Source organism: Candidatus Sodalis endolongispinus, assembly GCF_018777395.1.
Taxonomy (GTDB): domain Bacteria; phylum Pseudomonadota; class Gammaproteobacteria; order Enterobacterales; family Enterobacteriaceae; genus Sodalis_B; species Sodalis_B endolongispinus.
Window position 1 is genome coordinate 66,292 of sequence record NZ_JAFJYC010000004.1, and the last position, 22,778, is coordinate 89,069.

Below are 22,778 nucleotides of genomic sequence, written 5' to 3' on the forward strand. Positions count from 1 at the left end.
CCCTTTTTAACTGCCGCCACTGGGCGTGAAAGGAATTTCTCTTCAAAAGCATAGACCATTTGTAAGGTGAATACCTGGTCGGCAGGGGAAAGGCGATAATGCCAGACACACATAGGCGGCTGGCCGGGGCAGCGCGTCGGCGGCGCACGGGGTGGAAACGGTCTCTCAGGCAAGGTGGGTGTTTTACCCGAGCGGTGTCGCCGCCGTGCCGGCAAGACGGCACCCGACCTTGGTGTGGAACCGGCACTGGGTGATAGCGTTTTATCGCGATAGACCGGCAAAAAAAAGCCCCGTCCGCGCTAGCGAAACGGGGAGAGGGAAGGGGTGACTGGCGTCAACCCATCAGGTTAGAACTGATAGACCAGGCCCAGTGCGACGACGTCGCCGCTGTTGATGCCCAGGGCATTATCGTCATCGATCTGGTTGATGATGTAATCCACGTAGGTGGACATATTACGGTTGAAGTAATAGGTCGCGCCCACTTCAAAGTAGTTAAGCAGATCGACATCACCGATACCTTCGACATCCTTGGCGCGGGATTTGGTATAACCGATGGAAGGACGCAGGCCGAAATCAAACTGGTATTGCGCCACCAGTGAGTAGTCCTGGGTCTTATTGGCGAAACCTTCCGCCGTGGCGCCGGTAGAGGTCGTGCCGTCAAAATAAGTGGCGTTGCGAGTTTCGCCGTAGGTGGCGGCCAGATAAATATTGTTGGCTTCATACTTCAGCGCGGTAGCCCACTGCTCGGCGCGATCGCCGTTACCATATGCTGCGGACTGCTGGACATCGGTCCGGTCGGAAGACGCATAGCTACCGACTACGCCGATACCGATCGGCGTTTCATAGGTGATAGACCCGCCCCAGCCGTCGCCGTTGGCGCGGCCCATTTCGTCGCGATCGTTTTTACCCTGGTATTGCAGCGCGAAGCTCAGCCCGTCCACCAGGCCAAAAAAGTTGCTGTTGCGGTAAGTGGCGACGCCAGTAGTACGACCTACCATGAAGTTGTCGGTGTAAGCCAGTTCACCGCCGAATTCCGGCAGCATATCGGTCCAAGCCAGGGCGTCATAGACCACGCCATAGTTACGTCCGTAATCGAATGAACCGTAATCGCCGAATTTTAAACCGGCGAAGCCCAGACGGGTTTTGTTACCATTGTCAAAATCATCGCCGCCCTCGCTGTTTTTGGCCTGGACGTTATATTCCCACTGACCATAACCGGTCAGTTGGTCGGTAATTTGCGTTTCGCCCTTAAAGCCGAAACGGATGTAAGACTGGTCACCGTCGGTGGCATAAGCGTCATCTTTACCGAAATAGTGCAGGCCATCCACTTTTCCGTATAAATCAAGCTTATTGCCGTCTTTGTTATACACTTCCGCCGCATTATCCAGGCCTGCCGCCAGCAGGGCCGGAATAGCCACCGTAAGTATGCTCTTTTTCATCACGTTGATACCTTATATAGGCTTTTTTTGAATGCTGGTATAAGCCCGCGCCACTACTGAAACATCTCTTCTGAAACATTTAATTACTAAAATAGGGCGTATCCATCGCTGTGTTCGTATATCTCTCTGTATGCACTACAGAAATCACTTTCTTCTCTGCTCACGGGGTAATGCAAATTTTTTCGCTAAGCTATAAAAGGCCGGATTATGCATTGTTTCTGCCGCTTCGCTTGGCGTCAATACTGTTTCGCGCAAACACTGCATAACCTGGCATTGGCCACGAGTTAACATATCGCCGGCAAGTTATATTGACGCCACGCGCCAGGAATAATTGCCTGCTTGTCAGGGTAAAACCCAGAGCCCTCGCTTTGCTTGTCATGCCCACCTTGGCGCGTCAGAAGGTGCTGTGGGCCGTTTCGCCTGTTTTTAAAGCAGCGGCTAACCATCACTTTGAACGTTGCGCTGTACTTTTCCAATCTGTGCCGATATACCCGAGCTTGGCAGAATACTAGATAACAGCACGCAAAGTTAATAACAGCACATTTCGTTAAAATAACCCGCTAGCCTACACTTCCCTGATTGTCAAAGCCAGACTTTCAGGCGTTTTTGCACGGCAGTCGGGTTGGTAAATCGGTGCCTTGGCCTATTTCATCCACGGCCAATGCGTGAAGCGCAACAAGTAGACACAGGAGGCTCCAATGGGAAATAAAATAATAATCTTTTGAGGATAAAAGTCACTATGTATAATTAATTTTTTTGTGATCCACTGCAAATTCCCAACACACATTATCCCTAAGTTATTACAGGATAATTTCACTGAGAGCATGAATAAACAAAAAGCGCATTGGATGTATGCTTCCGCATTAAATGCTAAAAACCGCACGGATTAACCTAATTGAATATTTGCCGAAATAATACATTTGCACTACCGGACAATAAAGCGGTGAAAGTGTGTATTAATATTAAACAATTTATCACAGTCAACAATAAACATATATTCCCTGACATCACATCGTGCATTTTTAAGCCGTGGGACGTTATGCTGTAGCGGGTCGAGGTTATTCAGGTTTATTTTCGGCACAAATTGTCATTAACCGCATTCAGGGTTAACTTAAAATGCCCAGTAAATGTTTGGTTGCACAAAAGTTACATAATGCAAACATTTCATGCCAATAGTTTCATTGAGTTATTATTAGCATAAGTGTTATAAAGCTTCCGGCGATCTCAGTGCATCCATGGGCGGATGCGGTGGGATGACATCAAAACTTGCAAGGAACCTGAGGGTATTGTATGGATCAGGCCGGTATTATCCAAGATTTGCTGAGCTGGCTGGAAGGGCATCTCGATACGCCGTTGTCGCTGGATAGGGTGGCTGAGCGCTCGGGTTATTCCAAGTGGCATTTGCAGCGTAAATTCAAGCTGGCGACCGGACAGGCGATTGGTGCCTATATTCGGGCCCGGCGGCTCTCCCGGGCCGCGCTGGCGCTGCGGCTCACCAGCCGTTCGGTAGCGGACATCGCACTGCAATACGGTTTCGATTCGCAACAGACTTTCACCCGCGCATTCAAAAAGCAGTTTATTCAGACGCCGGCGCTGTATCGCCGTTCGCGCAAATGGCATTTCTCGGGCATGCATCCGCCATATCGTTTTGATAGCCGGCCTTTGCCCCAGGCGGAATTCGTTACACTGCCGGCGATGACGCTTATCGGCACGTCGCAAAGCTATACCTGCACGCTGGAGCAGCTAAGCGAATATCGCACCAATTTACGTACGCATTTCTGGCGCCAATTCTTGGCCGCGACGCCAACGAAACCGCCGGTGCTTTATGGCCTGTGCGCTACCCAGGCGATTAAGGCGCGGGAAGATCGCCAGGAAGTGTTGTATACCACGGCGATAGAGCCGCAATACCTGACCGACGGCATGCGTCAGGGTCAGCCGATTACGCTTGAGGCCGGGGAATATGTTCAGTTTACCTATCGGGGACCGAAGCCGGGGCTGCAAAATTTTATCCTGGACGTTTACGGCCATTGTTTGCCGATGATGAAACTTATTCGCCGTGAGGGCGCCGATATTGAACGGTTCCGCTTGGCGGGTTCCGTGGAACAAGACGAAGCCTCGGCAACGTTCTTATGCGACTACCTGATCCCTATCCTGCGCGACGGGCAGAGCGTACAACAGTCGGTGACGTTACCGCTAAGCCTGGGAATGTGCCCGGGCTGATAGCCGCCCGGATGCGGCCATCAGCTGAGCAGAAACAGTCCCCAGGGTAGCAGCGTCAGGTAACTCCATACGCAGAGGAAAACCCACGGCGCGTGGCGGCGAAACAGCACGCCCTGACGGAAGTATTTCCATGCCGCGCCGGGGTAGGCGGTAGCGTTTTCGGCGCGCCGTTCCGCAAGATAAAGATCGTAATCACCCAGTTCCTGGCGCTCGAATAGCAGGCGATCCTGGCATTCCTGCCACCCCTTAAGTTCGGCATAGGCGGAGCGGATGCCCGGCCAGGCCTGGAAAATAAGCACCAGCGCCAACACGCCGAGGAAGGGCGGGAACAACAGCGTAAAGGGGTTGTTCCACTTGCCGACCAGTGAACTTATCGAGGTGGCGTAGGCAATAACTAGAAATGATTGTGATGCGATGAAAGCATTAAGCCTGCCGGAGAGTAAGCCACTTTGCCATTGTATTTCGCTGCGATAAAACCTGAGCAGATCTTCGTCCCGTTGGGCCACCAAACGCTCCTTAATGACTTGAAAGTTATTAACACGTAGGACGCGCGCGGTTACTTTCCGCGACACGTTTGTGGCGTATGCCACCTTACGCCCATGCAGCCGTTCGGCATGAGTGGCGGCGAATCCGGCATTTTTGCGCTCGGGCGTTTTGCCGGGCGCAAAACGTCAGTATAGTCATCAAAAGGCGAGAGGGTACGGCGCCGGGAGTACCTTGCCCGTGGAGCACGCGGAGGGCCGCGTGCCCGCGCGGTATCGGCGGGTAAAAGAACGCAGGGTGAAAGTGCGAAGACGTCGGCGTATTACGGCCTGCAACGCGCGTGGTAATCACGCTGACGCGGCGGCAGAGCGCCCGCTACGCTTCACACACGAAGCGCTGACCCGGGGGCAGAGCGCCTGCTACGCTTCAGGCGCTAAGCGTTAGATCAGCACGATGGCCACCAGCGCCGCCAGGCTGAGAATTGCCGCCAGGCCATAACAGATGAGTTTATCTGACGGCGGCGCCATTTTCAGGTCATGCAATGAATGATGCAGCCGGTGGAAACCGCTCCAGAGCGGCAAGATGACCATCAGCAGGAGAAAGATCTTCCCGGGCCAACTTTGGGAAAAGGCCAGCATGCGCGGATAATCGAGGGTGCGGCCGGGATAGAGGCCGAGCGGTAGCAGCAGTGTCACAATCAGCAGCATCACCGGCGCGACGACTGCGGTCCACATGCCGCCGGCGCCAAACAGCCCCCAGAAAATCGGTTCGTTACTGCGTCTTGGCGTTGATTTCACGAAGCATCTCCCGTCAATAGAAATAAGCGCAAGCGAGCAGCGCCAGGCTAAACAGGGCGGTGACGACCCACAGGCCCGTCACGATCGGCTGTGGCGGCAATTTATGATCGCCCACCACGATAATGCTGGCTTTCGGCGCCAACTGAAACCAGGTCACGGTGTGCAGCAGTGCCGCCAGCAGCGAGACGATATTTAACACCAGCACCAGCGGATGCTGTAAAAAGCCGACAAACCGTGCCCAGTCCGCTTCGCCGCCGTTGAGCATCACGGCGCCGCCGAGCAGCTCCAGACTAAACCAGATTGCCGGTATCGCCGTCGCTTCGCGCAACATATAAAAGCGGTAGAAACCCAGGTGGCGCCACCAACTGCCGGTCATCGGCGGCGTATACGGTCTGCGTTTGGTTGCATTAATCATTGGTCAGTCTCCCTGCGGGGTGAGGGTGGCAATCAGGTAATCTTTGCTGCTGGCCACTTTGCCCTGCTGAATGGCCGCGGCGGGGTAGACGTGCTTCGGGCAAACCTCCGAGCAGTAGCCGACGAAGGTGCAGCGCCACACGCCATTTTCGCCGTTGAGCTGCGCCATGCGCTGACGCTGGCCCTTATCGCGGCTATCCAGGTTGTAGCGATGGGCGAGGGTAATCGCTGCCGGCCCGATAAATTCCGGATTAAGCCCGAATTGCGGGCAGGCGGCATAGCACAGTCCGCAGTTAATGCAGCCGGCGAATTGATGGTATTTCGCCATTTGCGCCGGCGTTTGCACGTTGGCGCCCTGTTCCGGCGTGCGGTTGTTGCCAATAATCCAGGGCTGGATGGCCAATAAACTTTCCATAAAGGCGCTCATATCCACCACCAGATCGCGCTCGATAGGGAAATTCGCCAGCGCCCGCACCTTCAGGCCGTGCTGGAAATCGCGCAGGAAAGTTTTACAGGCAAGCCGGTGGACGTCGTTAACCATCATGCCGCAGGAGCCGCATATCGCCATCCGGCACGAACAGCGGAAGGTCAAATCCGCCGCCAGATGATCCTTGATATAGCCCAATGCATCGAGCAGCGACGTCTGTTCGTCCCAGGGCACCGGATAGCTTTCCCAGTGCGGGGCGCGATCTTTTTCGGGGTCGTAGCGTTGGATTTGTACCGTCAACGGGTGCTTGTCAGCCATGGTTGGCCTCCTTACTCGCGGTGGCCGGCGCTTCCGCCTCGCTGCCGTAAACCCGCTTGGCGGGCGGTAGGGTCGTGATTTTCACGTCGCTGTAATCCAGCCGGACGCCGCCGTCAGGGGTGGCGAACGCCAACGTATGTTTCAGGAAATTGACATCGTCGCGGGCGGTACAGCCTTCATCGAGACGCTGATGCGTGCCGCGTGATTCCCGGCGGTGAAGGGCCGAATGCGCCATACATTCCGCCACGTCCAGACCGTGTTGCAACTCCAGTGCATACAAGAGGTCGGTATTGAAGACGCTACTGGTATCCTGAACTCGCACTCGTTTGAACCGGTCTTTTAGCTCGGCGAGTTTATCGACGGTGTTTTGCATGAGTTCGGGGGTACGATAAATACCGCAGCCTTCCTCCATGCTCAGGCCCATTTCGTCACGCAGCGCACTCCAGGTTTCGGTGCCTTCCTGGCGCTGCAGCGAGTGCAACCGCTCGGCGATATCCCGCGCCAGACCATCAAGCGCCGCGCCGTTGGCGGGCGCACTCTGCCGCGCGCGTAACGCCGCCTGTTCACCGGCGATGCGGCCGAAAACCACCAGCTCCGCCAGCGAGTTGGAGCCCAGCCGGTTAGCGCCGTGCAGACCGACCGAGGAGCATTCCCCGACCGCGTACAATCCTTTTACCCGGGTCTCGCACAGCGCGTCGGTTTCAATGCCGCCCATGGTGTAATGGGCGGTGGGACGCACCGGGATCGGCTCATTAACCGGATCGACCCCCACATAGGCTTTGGCCAGCTCGCAGATAAACGGCAGCCGTTCTTGCAGCTTTTTGGCACCCAGATGACGCAGATCCAAATGCACAACGTCGCCACGCGGGGTGGCGATAGTGCGCCCGGCGCGCCACTCATGCCAGAAGGCCTGCGAGAGTTTGTCCCGCGGGCCGAGCTCCATATATTTGTTCTTCGGCTCGCCTAGCGGGGTTTCCGGCCCCATGCCGTAGTCCTGTAGATAGCGGTAGCCGTCTTTGTTGACCATGATGCCGCCTTCGCCGCGGCAGCCCTCGGTAATCAAAATACCCGAACCCGGCAGGCCGGTCGGATGGTATTGAACGAATTCCATATCGCGCAGGGGAACGCCATGGTGCAGGGCCATACCCATGCCGTCGCCGGTGACGATACCGCCGTTTGTGTTGAAGCGGTAAACGCGGCCGGCGCCGCCGGTTGCCAGGATCACGGCATTGGCGCGAAATTGTACCAGCTGGCCTTCCATCATATTGATAGCCACCAGCCCGCGCGCCTGGCCGTCGTCAACCAGCAGATCCAGCACGAAATACTCATCGAAGCGCTGGATCTGCGGAAATTGCAGCGAGGTCTGAAACAGCGTATGCAGCAGATGAAAGCCGGTTTTATCGGCGGCAAACCAGGTTCGCTCGATTTTCATCCCGCCGAAGCGCCGGACGTTGACGGTGCCGTCGGCCTTGCGGATCCAGGGGCAGCCCCACTGCTCCAGTTGAATCATCTCCCGCGGGCAGTCGCGTACGAAGGTATCGACCACGTCCTGTTCACACAGCCAGTCGCCGCCGGACACCGTATCGTGAAAATGTTCGGCAAAACTGTCGTGATCCTGAGTGACGGCCGCGGCCCCGCCTTCGGCGGCCACACTGTGGCTGCGCATGGGATAGACTTTGGATATCAGGGCAATCTTAATCAGAGGCTCCGCCTGTGCCGATGATAGCGATATCGCAATTAATGACCGACATAGCGTTCTCCATTGCTAAGTAAAATAATGCTCACATTTAAATCGGGCGCAGTGGCCGCCCGCGGCCTCACTCCACCATAACTATCCACGGGTAGCCGATGACCAGCAGCAGTACCAGGAAAATCGCGCCGAATATGGTGCCCAGCCGCCAATAGTCGGCGGTGGGAAGGTAGCCGCTGCCGTAGTAAATCGGACTGGGGCCGGTTCCTTACGGGGTGATAATCCCCATAATCCCCAACGACGTGACCAGCAGCAGGCAAAATACCATCATGTTGATCCCCGGGATCGCGGCGCCTATCGCCAGCACCGCCGGTAACAGCGCGGTGGTACTGGCAAACAGGTAGTGCAATAGGTAGAAGGCTAACACCAGCGCCAGCGTGGCCTGCACCGGCCCGATACCGCTCAGCATCTGCGCTCCCAATTTGCCCAGCCAGGCGATAAAGCCGACGTCGGAAAAACCTGCCGCCAGCGTCACCAGCGTGGCGAACCAGACAAAGGTGTTCCACGCCGGTTTATTGCTGGTGATATCGCTCCACTCCAGCACGCCGCTTAACAGCATCAGCACCACTACCATCAGCCCTGCCACCGCCGGTTCGATGAACGCGGTGGCGAAAATCCAGCATAACAGCGCCAGACAGACAAAAATCAGTAGCAGGATCTCTTTACGCGAAAGCGCACCCAATTTTTGCAGCTCGCTTTCCGCCTAGCGCGGCACCTCGGCATTTTCTTTTACGCCGGGCGGATAAAGCCAATAGGCCAGCAGCGGTAATGACAGCAGCAGCAAAATTCCCAGCGGCAGAAACGCTAAAAACCAGGTGCCCTAGGAGATAGTGATGCCGACCAGGTTTTTCACCAACGCCAGCGCCAGCAGATTGGGCGCCAGCGCCGATAAAAACATCGAGCTGGTAATACAGGTGGCGGTGATGGCGACCCACATCAGATACGAGCCAATCAGTCTGGCGCTCGGGTCGTTGGGTTTCGAGCCGTACAGCGGCGGCAGGTTGGAGATGATAGGATAAAGCGTACCGCCGCTGCGGGCAGTATTGGACGGCGTAAACGGCGCTAGCAGCAGATCGGCAAAGGCGATAGCATAGCCAAGCGTCAGGGTGCGTCGCCCGAGATATTTGACTAGCAGCAACGCCAGCCGAAGGCCAAACCGCGTTTTCTCATAGCCGGCGGCGAACATGAAGGCGTTGAAAATGAGCCAGACCGTGGAGTTGCTGAAGCCCGACACCGCCCATTTAAAACTCATGGCGGGGAGATTAAAATTAGCCGCAGCCTGCTGTTCGGGGATAAATAGCAGCTATTCGCTGCCGAGGGTGATAATAACCACCGCGGTCAGCCGGACCACGGCACCGGGCAGAGGTTCAAGAATCAATCCGACAATGGCGCCGGCGAAGACGGCAAAAAAGTGCCAGGCATAAGGTGCCAGACCTTCCGGCGTGGGTAGGCAGAGTAAAACCAAGGTGATAAGCAGCGGAAGAAACAGCGATATGAGATGTTTCATTTTCCCTCCTGAGTCGCGCTTTTGTTATGAGTTTCTTAACTCGCACGGTTACGGAAAAGCGGTTAAGTTTGTCGTTAACGTCCGGCAGTAACCCTTGGCGAAAAGTCGCAACATGTCTATCGGTAACGCAGTGATTAACTGTTTAAATCTAATTTAGTAGTTTGATAGTTATGTTGTTTGAAATTTAAACCTCAGTAATCGTAAGGATTGATATGTTCATAATGGGGCTTTCCCGACCGTAGCGGTTGATCTCGATCAACAAAGGCAGGAACAGCCCACGCGCCGAGGGCGCTAATTTTGCAATTCTTGCGCTACCTCAACTTTGGGCCGTGCGGAGGAGGGAAGTGCAATCCCTCGCTACCGCAGTGGCCGATCGCAGGGTACAATAGTTTATTATCCCGTCGGTGAACCGCCGGTCGCCGCAGCCGTAAGAGACAACGATGAAATCCGTCACCCCCAGCGCCCGCCACTTTACCGATCTCGCCCGCGAGATGACCATTGCCGAGCTTAACGGACTCCTGCAAACCGGAAGATTGATTAATCTGTCAGCCAACTGATTGACGCGCTCCAGCTGGAGCGAGGGACATCGAATATCTGGCTGAGCAGCGGCGCCAGCTTGTTCCACCGCGCAGCCCGCGCGCTGACCGCGTTGGAAACCTTGCCGGCGTTACGCGAGGATATCTGCCGCCAAACGCTCGCTGCGCCGGCGGCAATGTCGGGTTTCACGGCGGTTATCCGCCAACTGTTGAGCCTGATTTTCGATGCGGCCGATGCCGCGACCGAACCCGCGGTATCCCGGGCGATGATCGCATTGTTCAGTTTCATGCAGGGCAAAGAGCTGGCGGGGCAGGAACGGGCGCTGGGGGCGGCGGGTTTCGCCCGCGGGACGTTCGATGACGCTGAACGTCAGCAATTGACGACGTTGATTGAAGGCCAGAACCGGTGTTTCGCCACCTTCAGCCAATTTGCCGCTGAAGACGTGCTGTCGCGCTGGACGGCGCAGCGCTTCGATAATGCCGAGTTTGAACGGTTGCGCCGCATCGCCTGTACCCAATCGCGCCCTGAAATAGCCGGCGAGGAAAACGCGTTGCGCTGGTTTGCCCTGCATACCCGGCGCATGAACGACCTCAAACAGGTCCAGTCCGCTCTGGAAGCGGCGCTGATGGCCAGCTGTCGTGCCGCTATTTCCCAGGCTGAACAGCAAGAGACGTTTCCCGTGGACGCCGCCGCCGCGCCCGAGTACGGCGCCTTCCAGATAGTTATCTCGCCGCTGGAGGAAACCCCTTCGGCGACGCTGCCCCCCGATTTCTTAAGCCAGCAGCTGAGTCGCTCCGTGCTGTCGCTGGCGCAGCAGCAATCCTTGCGGCTCCAGCAGTTGGGGCAAGAGCTGGCAACGCTGCGCGCCGGTTTGGAAGAACGTAAAATTATCGACAAGGCGAAGGCCTTGCTCGCCGGACGCGATGCCCAGGCACTGTCGCTGGTGAAACCGGGATTCATGGCAGAGCACGGTATCGATTTGCGTACGGGCAGCCGGATTGTCGCCATCGATCGCAAGCGGCGCTGCGTGCGCGACGACGCCGGCCATGAAACGGCCTATGACCGGTTTATCATTGCCACCGGTTCGCAGGCATTTGTGCCGCCTATTCCGGGCCATGACAGCGACGGCTGCTTTGTTTATCGTACTTTGGCGGATCTGGATGCCATCGCCGCACGCGCCAAAAACGCCCGCCGCGGCGTGGTTATCGGCGGCGGCCTGCTCGGTCTGGAGGCCGCCAATGCCTTGCGTAAGCTGGGATTGGAAACCCACGTGGTGGAGTTCGCGCCGCGGTTGATGGCGGTGCAGCTGGATGACGGCGGCGCACGGTTGTTGCGCGACAAAATCGAGCAGCTCGGCGTCAAAGTCCATACCGGGGCCGTCACCCAGCAAATCGCCCCGGGGCAGGATGGCGGCCTGCGCCTGAACTTTGCCAACGGTGACACGCTGGACACCGATTTGGTGGTGTTCTCCGCCGGGATCAGCCCGCGGGATCAGTTGGCCCGCGACAGCGGGCTGGCCATCTGTGAGCGGGGCGGTATCCTTATCGACGATCGCTGCCAGACCAGCGACCTCGCCATTGGCGCTATTGGCGAGTGCGCCGCCTGGCAGGGGCAACTGTTTGGCCTGGTGGCGCCCGGCTATCACATGGCGCGGGTAGCGGCATCGGGACTGACCGGCGAGCAGATGCTGTTCACCGGCGCCGATATGAGCACCAAATTGAAACTGCTGGGGGTCGATGTCGCCTCCATCGGCGATGCGCTGGGCGAAACGGCGGGCTGCCAAAGCTATACCTGGTCCGATGGCCCGGCGCAAGTGTATAAAAAGCTTGTAGTCTCGGAGGATGGCCAGCGGCTGCTGGTCGGTGATTGCACCGATTATGCCACCCTGCTGCAATATAAACTCAACGCCATGGCGCTGCCCGCCAGCCCGCAAGGTCTGATTTTGCCGGCGCAGTCCGGTGACGAAACCAGGGCGTTAGGCGTCGCGGCGCTGCCCGATAGCGCGCAGATTGGCTCCTGCCTTAATGTTAGCAAAGCCGATATCCGCGCCGCCGTGTGCGCGGGCGCGACCGATATGGCGGCACTGAAAGCCGCCACCGGCGCCGCCACAGGCTGCGGCGGCTGCGCCGCGCTGGTGAAGCAGGTTATGGACTATCAACTGGCCGAACAGGGCGTCGCCATCAGCAAGGATATTTGCGAGCATTTCCCCTGGTCGCGTCAAGCCTTGTACGATCTGATCCGCGTAAACCAGATCCGCAGCTTTGACGCCCTGCTTGCACAATACGGTAAAGGCCACGGCTGCGAGGTGTGCAAACCGCTGGTTGGTTCACTGCTGGCCTCTTGCTGGAACGAGTATATTCTCGACCTGCGCCATCTGCCGCTGCAGGACACCAACGACCGTTACCTGGCGAACATGCAAAAAGACGGCACCTATTCGGTGGTACCGCGCATCCCCGCCGGTGAGATTACGCCGGCGGGGCTTATCGCTATCGGCGAAGTCGCCCAGGCGTTCAATCTTTACAGCAAGATAACCGGCGGTCAGCGCATCGATTTGTTCGGCGCCAGACTGGAGCAATTGCCGGCCATTTGGCGCCGTTTAATCGATGCGGGATTCGAGACCGGCCACGCCTATGGCAAATCCCTGCGCACGGTGAAATCCTGCGTCGGCTCTACTTGGTGCCGCTATGGGGTGCAGGATTCCACCGCGCTGGCGATCGCGCTGGAGGACCGCTACAATGGGCTACGCAGCCCGCATAAAATCAAGATGGCGGTCTCCGGCTGTACGCGCGAATGCGCCGAGGCGCAAAGTAAGGATATCGGGGTTATCGCCACCGAAAAAGGATGGAATCTTTATGTCTGCGGCAATGGCGGCATGAAACCTCGCCATGCGGATTTGTTTGCCAGCGATCTGGACCGCGACACGCTTATCCGCACCGCCGACCGTCTACAGCGTACCAGCAGCTGGCTCGACAATATGGAAGGGGGGCTGGCATACCTGCAGGACGTCATTTTGCACGACAGCCTTGGCCTGGCCGGGACGCTGGAGCAGGAAATGGCGCAAGTGGTGGCAAGCTACCAGTGCGAATGGCGCACGACGCTTGCGCAGGCCGATCGGTTTGCGCTTTTCCGCCCGACGGTCAACAGCGACAGGCCGGATGACAACATTCAGTGGCAATTGGAGCGAGGGCAAATTCGTCCCGCGGCGGCCGTGTGCGCGCCGTTACCCCCCCTACCGGTGCACGCTCGCTGGCACGAGTTGTGTGCCGGCTGGAGGCCATTCCGCAGGGCGCCGGTATCGCCGCCCGGCTGGAGGGGCGACAGATTGCGCTGTTCCGGCAGGGTGATTGCGTCTATGCGCTGGACAACCTTGAGCCGGACACCGCCGCCAATGTACTGGCACGGGGGATCCTGGGGGATGTGGCCGGCGAACCGGTAGTGATTTCGCCGCTCTACAAACAGCGTTTGCGGCTACGTGACGGCGTATGCGTGGATGACCCCAAGGTCAAGGTAAATGCCTGGCCGGTGCGAATCGAAGCGGGCCACGTGCGGGTGGCGACCCGGCCACAGACCGTTGCCGACGTCGAGCCGGAGGCGGTATGACGCGCTGCACCACCTGTCCTTATTGCGGCGTAGGTTGCGGCGTGCGGGCGACGCCGCAGCCGGACGGCGGCGTAACGCTGAGCCCCGATGCGCATCATCCGGCCAATTTTGGGCGCTTATGCGTGAAATGGGCAGCGTTAGGTGACACGCTGGGCCATGAAAGCCGGTTGCTATCGCCGCAGGTGGACGGGGCGCCGGCAGACTGGAAGCACGCGTTGGACAGCGTCGCCGACCGGCTGGGGGCGATCATTCGCCGCCATGGCCCGCAAGCGGTGGCCTTTTACGCCTCTGGTCAATTACTGACATAGGATTACTATGTCGCCAATAAATTAATGAAAGGGTTCATCGGCAGCGGCAACATCGACACTAATTCGCGCCTGTGCATGGCGTCGGCGGTGGTGGGCTATAAGCGCGCCTTCGGCGCCGCCGCAGTGCCGTGCTGCTATGAAGATCTGGAACAGAAGCAGCTGGCCATCGTCGCCGGCTCCAACGCCGCCTGGGCGCATCCGGTGGCCTGGCAGCGGCTGCTGGCCGCCCGCCAGACGCAACCAACGATGAAAATCGTGGTAATCGACCCGCGCCGTACCGCCAGCTGCGACGACGCCGATTTGCATTTACCGCTGAGACCCGGCACCGACGCGGCGCTGTTTGCCGGCTTGCTGCACTGGCTCCATCAGCAGCAAGCCCTTGACCCTCGCCTCGGGAAGCAGCTGAAACCCTTAGTGCGGCGGCAGCCTGGACCCTGCCGGCGGTGGCGGCATTCTTCGGGTTGCAGGAGCCTGGATGTCCTGACGTTATACCAGCTGTACGCCGACAGTGAGCGGGCGTTGACGCTGTATTGCATGGGTATCAATCAATCCACCAGCGGTAGCGATAAGTGTAACGCCATCATCAATCTGCATCTCGCCAGCGGTAAAATCGGCCGCGCTGGCTGTGGGCCTTTTTCCCTGACCGGCCAGCCAAACGCTATGGGCGGTCGGGAAGTCGGCGGTCTGGCGAATCAACTGGCCTGCCATATGGATTTCACTGAAGACAACGTGGACCGGCTGCGGCGGTTTTGGCACAGCGATCGGGTCGCTTCCCCGAGCCGGGCCTGAAAGCGGTGGCGCTGTTCGAGGCTATCGGCCGTGGCGAGGTGAAAGCCATCTGGATCATGGGCACCAATCCGGCGGTTTCGCTGCCGGACGGGCTACGGGTGCGCCAGGCCTTGGCCGGCTGCGAGCTGGTTATCGTTTCCGACGTCAGCGCCAAGACCGATACCACTGCGCTGGCGCACATTTTGCTGCCGGCGCAGGCCTGGGGCGAAAAAGACGGCACGGTCACCAATTCCGAACGGCGCATATCCCGCCAGCGGCGTTTTTTGCCCCCGGCGGGCGAAGCGCGTCCCGACTGGTGGATCCTGAGCCAGGTGGCGCAACGGTTGGGCTTCGCCAGCGCTTTCAACTGGCACCATCCAGAGGCGATTTTCCGCGAACACGCCGCTTTATCGGGCTTTGAAAATACGGGTCGGCGCGCCTTCGATATCAGCGGATTGGCGACCCTGAGCGACGACGAATGGGATCGGCTGATGCCGGTGCAGTGGCCGGTCAATGCCCGCCATCACCAGGGGCAGGCACGCTTGTTCGGCGCGGGGCAATATTATCACCCCGACGGCAAGGCGCGGCTGATACCGATCCAGCCGCGACTGCCGGTCGCCAAAACTGCGCCGCTCTGGCCGTTACTGCTCAACACCGGCCGCACCCGCGATCAATGGCATACCATGACCCGCCCGGGGCTGGTCAGCCGGTTGATGCAGCATCAGAGCGAGCCGTGGTGCGATCTGCATCCGACCGATGCGGCGCGCTTCGGACTGGAGGAGGGGTGCCTGGCGCGCATCCAGTCGGCCCAGGGCTGAGTGGTGGTGCGCTGCCGGGTGACCCCGGATCAGCAACCCGGCTGCGTGTTTGTGCCAATGCATCGGAACCGGCAATTTTGCAATATGGCCAATGTCGATCACTTGGTGGCGCCCAACACCTGTCCGCTCGCCGGCCAGCCGGAAAGCAAACAGACCGCGGTGCGTATCCAGCGCTGGGACTGCGACTGGCAGGAGGTGCTGCTGGTGCGCCAGCCGACTGGTTTGCCACCGTTGCCGCCGACCCTGCCTTGCGCTATCAGCAGGCGCAAACACCGGCGCGGTGGCATCGCCTCGGCTGGCGCGACGGCGCGCTGCAAATCGCATTTTACGCCGCCCGCGGCGCGCAACGGCCATTGATATCCCGGCGGTGGTGGACGCTTTTAGCCGCGTACCGCCCCCGGAGGACAGACTGGCACTGTTGGCCGGTCAGCAGGCCAGCGGTGAAACCGCCGGACGCACCATCTGCAGCTGTTATGGCGTCGGCGAGCAGCAGATAAGGCGGGCGATTGACGAGGGGTGCAACACGGTGGACGCACTGGGCAAACGCCTGCGCTGCGGCACCAACTGCGGTTCGTGTATACCCGAATTAAAACAGCTGCTGGCGCGACAGCAAGCCTGAGGACCTGATGATGACACTATTAAGCGCCCTGACGGCTCCCGCGCCCGGCACCTCCCCCGCGACGGGGAGAGTTTGGCTGGTGGGAGCAGGTCCGGGTGATGCCGAACTGCTGACGCTCAAGGCCTTGCGCGCGATTGAACAGGCGGTGGTGGTCGACAGGCTGGTGTCCGACGAGGTGCTGGCGCTGATCCCGCCGGCGACGCTGCGCATTGACGCCGGCAAGGCGCCCGGCCGACATGGTATGAAACAACAGGATATCAACCGTCTTCTGGTCGATTTGGCCCGCGCCGGGCACCGGGTGGTGCGCCTGAAGGGCGGTGATCCCTTTATTTTCGGCCGCGGCGGTGAAGAAATGCTGGCGTTGCAGCATGCGGGGATCTGTTGCCAGGTGGTGCCGGGAATTACCGCGGCGGCCGGTTGCGCCGCCAGTACCGGCATCCCGCTGACGCACCGGGACTGCGCCCAGTCGGTGCAGTTTATTACCGGCCATGGCAAAGACGGTGCCCCGGCGCTGAACGATCCGCGCCAGACGCTGGTGTTTTATATGGGCTTGACCTGGAGCGCACAGGTCAGTCGCGGGCTGGTTGAAAACGGCCGGGCGGCGCAACGCCGGTGGCGATTATCGAAAACGGCACCCGCGTCGGGCAGAGGGTGTTGCTGACCACCATGGGGGGACTGGCGCAGACCATAGCACGGGAAAAGCCCGTGTCGCCCAGCCTGCTGGTGGTGGGGGAGGTGGTCAATCTTTACCAAAGGAGGGCTGGCGCACCGCGCCACCCCGGTGAGGTACGGGCGAAGACCCGGCTTGCCCAAGAAGCGTAATAGCCGCCCCAGTCAGAGAAAGCGAAAGTGGGCTGATTGCCCGGTGAGACGGTAAGGCTCTTTCCGTCGCGCCGCCGAGGTGGTGAACGGAAAGAGCAAAGCCCGTTACGCCTGCTGGGATTTACTTTTAGCGGCGTAACGTTTATGCAGCTTTTGCAGTTTCGGCGGGATCACCGCCAGACAATAGCGGTTCTGCTGACCTTCGCCCTGCCAATAATCCTGATGGTAGTCTTCGGCCGGGTACCATTCTCCCAGCGGTTCGAGCGTCGTGACAATGGGGCTGCTGTAGTCCGCCTGGACACGTTGTATCGCCGCTTCGGCTGCTTGCTTTTGCTCGGGCGTAGTGTAAAACACCGCCGAACGATACTGGGTGCCGATATCGTTGCCCTGACGATTAAGCTGCGTCGGGTCATGGGTGGCGAAGCTGATATCCAGCAATTCCCCATAGCTCAGACGGGCCGGGTCGAAACCGACGCGGATAGCTTCCGCATGGCCGGTTTCGCCGGTGCAGGCCTGCTTATAGCTGGGATGGGGTACGGTACCGCCGGTATACACGCTGGTCACCGATTCCACGCCGATGACATCTTTAAACACCGCTTCGGTACACCAAAAACAGCCACCGGCGATGACCGCATATTCAATTGCCATACATTAACTCCTGCTTTTTGTCTGAAGGCATCCTGCTACTGTAGCAAAATACCCGTACGGCGGGCAGAAAGTTCGTTTTAACGACCGCGCCCGGCGCGTGATAGTGCAGGATTCAGCCTGACGCGCTGCCGCAAAGAAAAGAGATTAACGCCTGCGCCACCGCCGCTGGTTGCTCATCGGGTAAAAAATGGCCGGAATGGGGAATAACCACGCCGCTGACCTGACGGGCGAAAGCCCGCAGCGGCGCGGCCATATCCGCCATCGAACCATGATCGGCGCTCAACGCCAGCAGCGGCGGGGTTAGGGGACCGGCGGCGCAAAGACGGCGGTTTTGCTCGGCGCTGAGCGTGGCCGCCCGGTACCAGGCAAGACCGGCGTGCAGCGCCCCCGGGCGGCTGAAGGTGCGCAGGTATTCGTCGATGTCGGCCTCGCTGAAACTCTGCGGATTAGCGGCTTTGCGGCGCAAAAACCACGTCAGATACACCCGTTCGCGGCCGGTAATGAGACTTTCCGGTAAATCATCCAGAGCATGAAACGCGAAATGCCAGGTGCGCCAGGCCTGCTCCGGGGCGATAGGCAGCGCCTCGGGCAGGGTGATGCCGGGAATACCGGCGTCGAGCAACGCCAGCCCTTTCACCGCCGAGCCAAACATCATCGCATAGGGAAAGGCGACCCAGGCGCCGACGTCATGGGCGGCCAGATAGCACGGGCCTACTTTCTGCTGCTGCAGGAAGTCATGCAGTCGGCGGGCGGTGGTCTGGGTATCATAGCCGTCCGCCGGCAGGTCGGAATCGCCTTGCCCTGGCAAATCCGGCAGCCATAAGTCGAAATGCCCTGCTAGCAGCGGCAACATTTTGCGCCAGGCACAGCCGCTTTGCGGAAAGCCTGCCAGCAACACCAGCGGGTCGCCGTCGGGTCTGCCGCCGCGCAGATAATGCCAGCGCAGACCGTTAACGGTCGCAAAGTGGTGGCTGAACCCGGGCTGCGTCGCATCGGGGTGGCTGTCAGGCTCGGCCTCGGCGCGCCGAACGTCGTTGAGAGAGGCGGTGGACATAGCAACTCCTGTGATTAACGGGGATAAGGTCATGGCGAACTGCGCCGCGGCGCGGCGGCGCACCGAAGTCAACGGTAGCGCTATTGCCAATATAGGAAATGATCGTTTCCTATTCAAGTGCTTTCGTACCGATTCCTCTTTCGCCGGGGAATAAACGGTGTGCCCGCTCACAGATTGGGGTTTTTACGTCCGCCGGCGTCTTGCAACGCTCTAATGTTTAACTATATGTTAATTTTTCTTGCAAATAATGTTATGAGAATAATGACCATGATTAAGAAAAGCATTCTTCCATCGCTCTGTGTCGTCATTTTCATCAGCACTGCCGCTACGGCGCAAACCTTGCCGGACGGTTATCCCGCCGATTATCAAAAAACCGTCGCCGCCGCGGAAAAGGAAGGCCGTCTCGTTATCTACTCCACCACCGATACCAAAGCCGCCGGCCCGCTGCTAAAATGGTTTGCCGCCCGCTATCCGCAGATTAAGGTGGAGTATAGCGACATGAACAGTAATGAACTCTATAATCGCTACATCAGCGAGCAAGCCGCCGGCGGCACCAGCGGCGATGTTATTTGGAGCTCGTCAATGGACACCGCGCTAAAACTGGCAAGCGATTACGCGCTGCCCTACGCGTCGGCGGAAAGCGGCAACATTACCCCATGGGCGGTATGGCAGCAAAAGGCCTACGGCACGACCTATGAACCGCTGGTGTTCGTCTACAACAAGCGCCTTATCAAACCAGATGAAGTGCCGGGCAACCATGACGCCCTGGCACAGTTGATTTCCAGCCAGCCGGACAGATTCAAAAATAAAGTCACCACCTATGATATCGAGAAGTCCGCATTGGGCTTTATGCTATCGGTCTATGATCGCCAAGCCGATCCGCGCTATTTCGCCAATTTAGCCCGTATTGCCAAAGGCGGACTGTCGGTGCAGTCGTCCACCGGTACTATGCTGGAGCGTGTCTCATCCGGCGAAAATATGCTCGGTTTTAATATTCTCGGCTCCTATGCCGAAACCCGCGCGAAAGGCGATCCCTCCCTCGGTATTGCCTACCCCAATGATTACACCTTGGTGCTGTCGCGGGTAATGTTCATAAGCGCCCAGGCCGAAAACGCCAATGCGGCCAAGGTGTGGCTGGATTACGTATTATCCAGAGAGGGGCAGACTATTTTGGCTAATCAGTCCGATATTCCGTCGTTGCGCAACGATATCGAGGGCGAGAATGATGTCGACGGGTTGACCAAACGATTAGGTAAAGTCCTGCGCCAGATTGCGGTAGATGAGAGTTTGCTGGAGTATTTGGCGCAGGATAAGCGTTTGAGTCACATTAAACAGTGGCGCGCGGCCGCCAAGTAACCCACCGTTCGCTCTGGCGCGCTGCCTGCCCTGGCGCGCGCTCCTGCCGTCATGCCTGATGAGAGGATGCATGCTATGTCCGTTTTGCGCAGAAAAGGACAGTCGTTGCCGCGTGCCCTGGTGGTGCTGATTGCCGCGCTGGTGATTTATGTGCCGCTGACGTTTATTGTCATCCAAAGTTTTCTCTCCGCGCCTTTTTTGTGCCCTCCAAGGTCTTCAGTCTTGAAGCCTTTCGCTTTATTTTTACCGACGCCGATTTTTGGCGAGCGCTGAAAAGCGGGCTGTTGCTGGCGTTCGGGCTGGTGGTGATTGCCGTTCCGCTGGGCGGCATACTGGCGTCTTTAATGGTCCGCACCGATTTACCCGGTCGGCGCATCATTGAACCGTTGATTTTGGTGCCGGTATTCGTTTCGCCGATGGTGCTGGCCTTTGGTTATGTGGTCGCGGCGGGGCCGGTGGGGATTTTTTCCCTGTGGGCGCAGGCGTTGTTGGGTTTTACCCCGTGGAATATCTACGCCATGAGCAGCATCGTGGTGATCGCCGGTCTGACCCATGTGCCCCATGCATATCTTTATATCTCATCAGCGCTGAGGAGCCTGGGCTCCGACGTCGAGGAGGCGGCGCGAACGGTCGGTGCTTCGCCGCTGCAGGTGATGTTGGCCATCAGTTTACCGATGGTGCGGCCGGCCATTTTGTATGCGGCGGTCCTGTTGTTTTTCCTTGGGCTGGAGGTCTTTGGTCTGATGCTGGTGTTGGGCGATCCCGAAGGGAATCTGGTGCTGGCGACCTACTTGTATCAATTGACCAACAAGCTCGGCACGCCGTCCTATCATTTGATGGCGGCGGTGGCGGTGGTGCTTATTGCCATCACCATACCGCTGGTCATGCTACAGCGCCGGCTGATGCGCTCGGCGCACCGCTATGTCACGGTGAAGGGTAAAACCGCCCAGGCGCGGGCGTTGCCGCTCGGCAGATGGCGCTACGTCGCGGGTAGCGTTGTGGTTGGTGGTCACCATCGTGGTACCGCTTACCGGCGTGGTGTTGCGGGCGTTTATTTCCCAATGGGGCATCGGCGTGTCGTTATGGGATCATGTGTCGCTGAACACGTTTCGCACCATTTTCAGTCAGCCTAATCTGTTGCGCGTCATTATCAATTCCATGAGCATCGGCGTGATTGGCGGCGCGCTGGCCGTGGGCTGTTACCTGGCGGTCGGGCTGGCGATGCATCGCAAAGCCGATGGCGTCACGCGCTTTATTGACTATAGCGTGCTGGTACCGCTGGCGGTGCCGGGCCTGCTGGCAGGGCTGGCGTTTTTGTGGGTGTTTTTGTTTGTTCCCCAGTGGCTCGATCAATCGCTGAGAGATGGAGTGCTGTCGGCGCTACCGTTCGCCGATTATCTGCGCCAGCACCTCATCGTCGCATTGCGCGCACTGCGCAGCACCATTTTCAGCGTCTGGCTGGCCTATACCGTGGTGTGGCTGGCTTATGGCCTGCGGCTTATCTCCGCCACGCTGTTGCAGGTCGGTCCCGAACTCGAGGAAGCGGCACGCAGCGCCGGTGCCCGCCGCGGGCAAATCACCCGCCATGTTACCGTACCGCTGTCCCGCTTCGGCCTTATCGGCTCCTGGCTGCTAATGTTTTTGATTTTTGAACGCGAATATTCCACCGGCGTTTATCTCTTGTCCTCGGGCACCGAAACCATCGGTTCTATGCTGGTGTCGCTGTGGGCGGCGGGCGCTATCGATATCGTCGCCGCGCTGTCGTTCATCAATATACTGCTGGTGGTGCTGGGTTTGGGCATCGCGCTGCGTTTTGGAGTGAAATTGTATGATTGAGTTTTCGGTAGACAACCTGCATTTGAAATATGGCGATAATCATGTGCTGCGTGGGGTATCGATGCAGTTGCGTCAGGGGGAGGTCGTCTCGCTGCTCGGTCCCTCCGGCAGCGGCAAAACCACGCTGCTGCGCGCTGTGGCCGGCCTGGAAAAACCCAGCGAGGGGCGTATTCGCATCGGCGAGAGCTCGCTGTTTGGATAGCCGGTCCGGCCTCGAGCTGCCGGCGGAGGACCGCAATTTGGGGCTGGTTTTTCAGTCCTACGCGCTGTGGCCGCATAAAACGGTGTTCGAGAATGTCGCCTATCCGCTGAAGCTACGCCGCGTCAGCGCCGCCGAGCGCAAGACGCGCGTGCAGCAGGTACTCGACCAGCTCGGGTTGGGCCATTTGGTCCAGCGGCACCCGTACCAATTGTCGGGGGGCAACAGCAGCGGGTCGCCATCGGCCGGGCGCTGGTGTATAACCCGCCGATCATTTTGCTGGATGAGCTATTATCCAACCTGGATGCCAAACTGCGCGAGCTTATCGTGACCTTGGGGTTGTCGGCGCTAATGGTCACCCACGATCAGAATGAAGCGATGGCGATTTCAGACCGCATTTTGCTGCTCAATAATGGCCGCATCGAACAGCAGGGCACGCCGGAGACGATGTATAGCCAGCCGTCGACCCAGTTTGTGGCGGAGTTTATGGGCAGCAATAACCGCCTGACGGGCAACGTCACGGCGCTGCGCGGCGACAGCGCTCGTATCGACGGCTATCGTGCGCGTGGAGCAGGTGAAGGTGGGCTCTGAGGGGCAAGGAGAGAATAGCCTGGCGTTGCCGCTGGTGACTAAAATGTTATTGGGCGATCGCTGGTAGTACCTGTTTCGCACCGCCGGTGAGCAGTTCGTGGTGCGCGCCTATGGCAACGACGGTCGGCTGGACGGCATCTGCGCGCTGTCGTTGCCGGCGGACAAGGTGTGGATTTTCCCCGCCCCGGCGCACGGGGCACCCTAGCGGAGCGAAGGCTGATAGGCCCTGGCGGCGCACCCGGTACCTTCGCGCCGTCCGCACCAACC

Annotated in this window: 12 protein-coding genes and 8 pseudogenes; 11 read left to right on the forward strand and 9 right to left on the reverse strand. The window is 58.8% G+C overall.

All coding sequences use genetic code 11. From position 1 onward, the window contains the following. Positions 1-347: 347 nt before the first annotated feature. Positions 348-1,442, reverse strand: a complete 1,095-nt coding sequence (ompF, locus tag JZM24_RS17955) for a porin OmpF (protein ID WP_312885063.1) — start codon at positions 1,440-1,442, stop codon at positions 348-350. A gap of 1,287 nt (positions 1,443-2,729) precedes the next feature. Here ompF and robA point away from each other — a divergent pair. Next, the gene (robA, locus tag JZM24_RS17960) at positions 2,730-3,659 is read left to right on the forward strand and encodes an MDR efflux pump AcrAB transcriptional activator RobA (protein ID WP_215671459.1); all 930 of its coding nucleotides are present in this window, start codon (positions 2,730-2,732) and stop codon (positions 3,657-3,659) included. 20 nt (positions 3,660-3,679) lie between these two features. Here robA and JZM24_RS17965 read toward each other — a convergent pair whose 3' ends face one another. The 6 genes and pseudogenes from JZM24_RS17965 to JZM24_RS17990 all read right to left on the reverse strand — a co-directional run bounded on the left by JZM24_RS17965 (position 3,680) and on the right by JZM24_RS17990 (position 9,355). Next, a complete protein-coding gene (locus tag JZM24_RS17965; protein ID WP_215671460.1) occupies positions 3,680-4,165 on the reverse strand; it encodes a hypothetical protein in 486 nt (161 codons plus the stop codon). 417 nt (positions 4,166-4,582) lie between these two features. Next, positions 4,583-4,939: a fumarate reductase subunit FrdD gene (gene frdD / locus JZM24_RS17970; protein WP_215671462.1), complete on the reverse strand. Its 357-nt coding sequence runs from the start codon at positions 4,937-4,939 to the stop codon at positions 4,583-4,585. A 13-nt stretch (positions 4,940-4,952) separates the two neighbouring features. Beyond that, the gene (gene frdC, locus JZM24_RS17975) at positions 4,953-5,354 is read right to left on the reverse strand and encodes a fumarate reductase subunit FrdC (protein WP_215671464.1); all 402 of its coding nucleotides are present in this window, start codon (positions 5,352-5,354) and stop codon (positions 4,953-4,955) included. Positions 5,355-5,357: 3 nt separating this feature from the next. Further along, positions 5,358-6,098, reverse strand: coding sequence for a succinate dehydrogenase/fumarate reductase iron-sulfur subunit (locus tag JZM24_RS17980; protein ID WP_215671465.1), 741 nt, complete (start codon positions 6,096-6,098; stop codon positions 5,358-5,360). After that, the gene (gene frdA / locus JZM24_RS17985) at positions 6,091-7,836 is read right to left on the reverse strand and encodes a fumarate reductase (quinol) flavoprotein subunit (RefSeq protein ID WP_215671475.1); all 1,746 of its coding nucleotides are present in this window, start codon (positions 7,834-7,836) and stop codon (positions 6,091-6,093) included. The genes JZM24_RS17980 and frdA overlap by 8 nt, the downstream gene beginning before the upstream one ends. A gap of 79 nt (positions 7,837-7,915) precedes the next feature. Continuing rightward, positions 7,916-9,355, reverse strand: a pseudogene (locus JZM24_RS17990) (DASS family sodium-coupled anion symporter). 616 nt (positions 9,356-9,971) lie between these two features. On the opposite strand from JZM24_RS17990, the pseudogene JZM24_RS19020 reads away from it, so the two are divergent. From JZM24_RS19020 to cobA, 7 genes and pseudogenes are all read left to right on the forward strand, one after another. Further along, a pseudogene (locus JZM24_RS19020) lies at positions 9,972-10,505 on the forward strand (nitrate- and nitrite sensing domain-containing protein); the annotation flags it as partial. A 300-nt stretch (positions 10,506-10,805) separates the two neighbouring features. Further along, a pseudogene (nirB, locus tag JZM24_RS17995) lies at positions 10,806-13,492 on the forward strand (nitrite reductase large subunit NirB); the annotation flags it as partial. Continuing rightward, entirely contained in the window at positions 13,489-13,800 is a 312-nt protein-coding gene (locus JZM24_RS19920) for a hypothetical protein (protein ID WP_246580131.1), read from the forward strand. The pseudogene nirB and the gene JZM24_RS19920, both read left to right, overlap by 4 nt. 15 nt (positions 13,801-13,815) lie before the next feature. Further along, positions 13,816-14,589, forward strand: a pseudogene (locus tag JZM24_RS19925) (molybdopterin-dependent oxidoreductase); the annotation flags it as partial. A 38-nt stretch (positions 14,590-14,627) separates the two neighbouring features. After that, positions 14,628-15,743 (forward strand): annotated as a pseudogene (locus JZM24_RS19930) (molybdopterin oxidoreductase family protein). Positions 15,744-15,753: 10 nt separating this feature from the next. After that, entirely contained in the window at positions 15,754-16,005 is a 252-nt protein-coding gene (locus JZM24_RS19935) for a (2Fe-2S)-binding protein (RefSeq protein ID WP_376775576.1), read from the forward strand. A 7-nt stretch (positions 16,006-16,012) separates the two neighbouring features. Further along, a pseudogene (gene cobA / locus JZM24_RS18005) lies at positions 16,013-16,827 on the forward strand (uroporphyrinogen-III C-methyltransferase). 105 nt (positions 16,828-16,932) lie between these two features. Here the strand turns inward: cobA and msrA are convergent. Both msrA and JZM24_RS18015 read right to left on the reverse strand, forming a co-directional pair. Then, positions 16,933-17,475 carry a peptide-methionine (S)-S-oxide reductase MsrA gene (gene msrA / locus JZM24_RS18010; protein WP_215671468.1) on the reverse strand — a complete coding sequence of 181 codons (543 nt, stop codon included), beginning with the start codon at positions 17,473-17,475 and terminating at the stop codon, positions 16,933-16,935. 112 nt (positions 17,476-17,587) lie between these two features. Further along, positions 17,588-18,529, reverse strand: coding sequence for an alpha/beta fold hydrolase (locus tag JZM24_RS18015; protein ID WP_215671470.1), 942 nt, complete (start codon positions 18,527-18,529; stop codon positions 17,588-17,590). A 267-nt stretch (positions 18,530-18,796) separates the two neighbouring features. On the opposite strand from JZM24_RS18015, the gene JZM24_RS18020 reads away from it, so the two are divergent. From JZM24_RS18020 to JZM24_RS18030, 3 genes and pseudogenes are all read left to right on the forward strand, one after another. After that, entirely contained in the window at positions 18,797-19,885 is a 1,089-nt protein-coding gene (locus tag JZM24_RS18020; RefSeq protein ID WP_215671472.1) for an ABC transporter substrate-binding protein, read from the forward strand. Positions 19,886-19,960: 75 nt separating this feature from the next. Continuing rightward, positions 19,961-21,721: pseudogene (locus tag JZM24_RS18025) on the forward strand (ABC transporter permease). Continuing rightward, positions 21,714-22,716: pseudogene (locus JZM24_RS18030) on the forward strand (ABC transporter ATP-binding protein). Before JZM24_RS18025 ends, JZM24_RS18030 begins: the two co-directional pseudogenes overlap by 8 nt. Positions 22,717-22,778: the final 62 nt, after the last annotated feature.

Coding starts and splice junctions, on each gene's coding strand:
- JZM24_RS17980 (WP_215671465.1), bottom strand. CDS start 6,098: ATGGCTGACAAGCACCCGTTGACGGTACAAATCCAACGCTACGACCCC.
- JZM24_RS18015 (WP_215671470.1), bottom strand. CDS start 18,529: ATGTCCACCGCCTCTCTCAACGACGTTCGGCGCGCCGAGGCCGAGCCT.
- robA (WP_215671459.1), top strand. CDS start 2,730: ATGGATCAGGCCGGTATTATCCAAGATTTGCTGAGCTGGCTGGAAGGG.
- JZM24_RS18020 (WP_215671472.1), top strand. CDS start 18,797: ATGATTAAGAAAAGCATTCTTCCATCGCTCTGTGTCGTCATTTTCATC.
- msrA (WP_215671468.1), bottom strand. CDS start 17,475: ATGGCAATTGAATATGCGGTCATCGCCGGTGGCTGTTTTTGGTGTACC.
- JZM24_RS19920 (WP_246580131.1), top strand. CDS start 13,489: ATGACGCGCTGCACCACCTGTCCTTATTGCGGCGTAGGTTGCGGCGTG.
- frdC (WP_215671464.1), bottom strand. CDS start 5,354: ATGATTAATGCAACCAAACGCAGACCGTATACGCCGCCGATGACCGGC.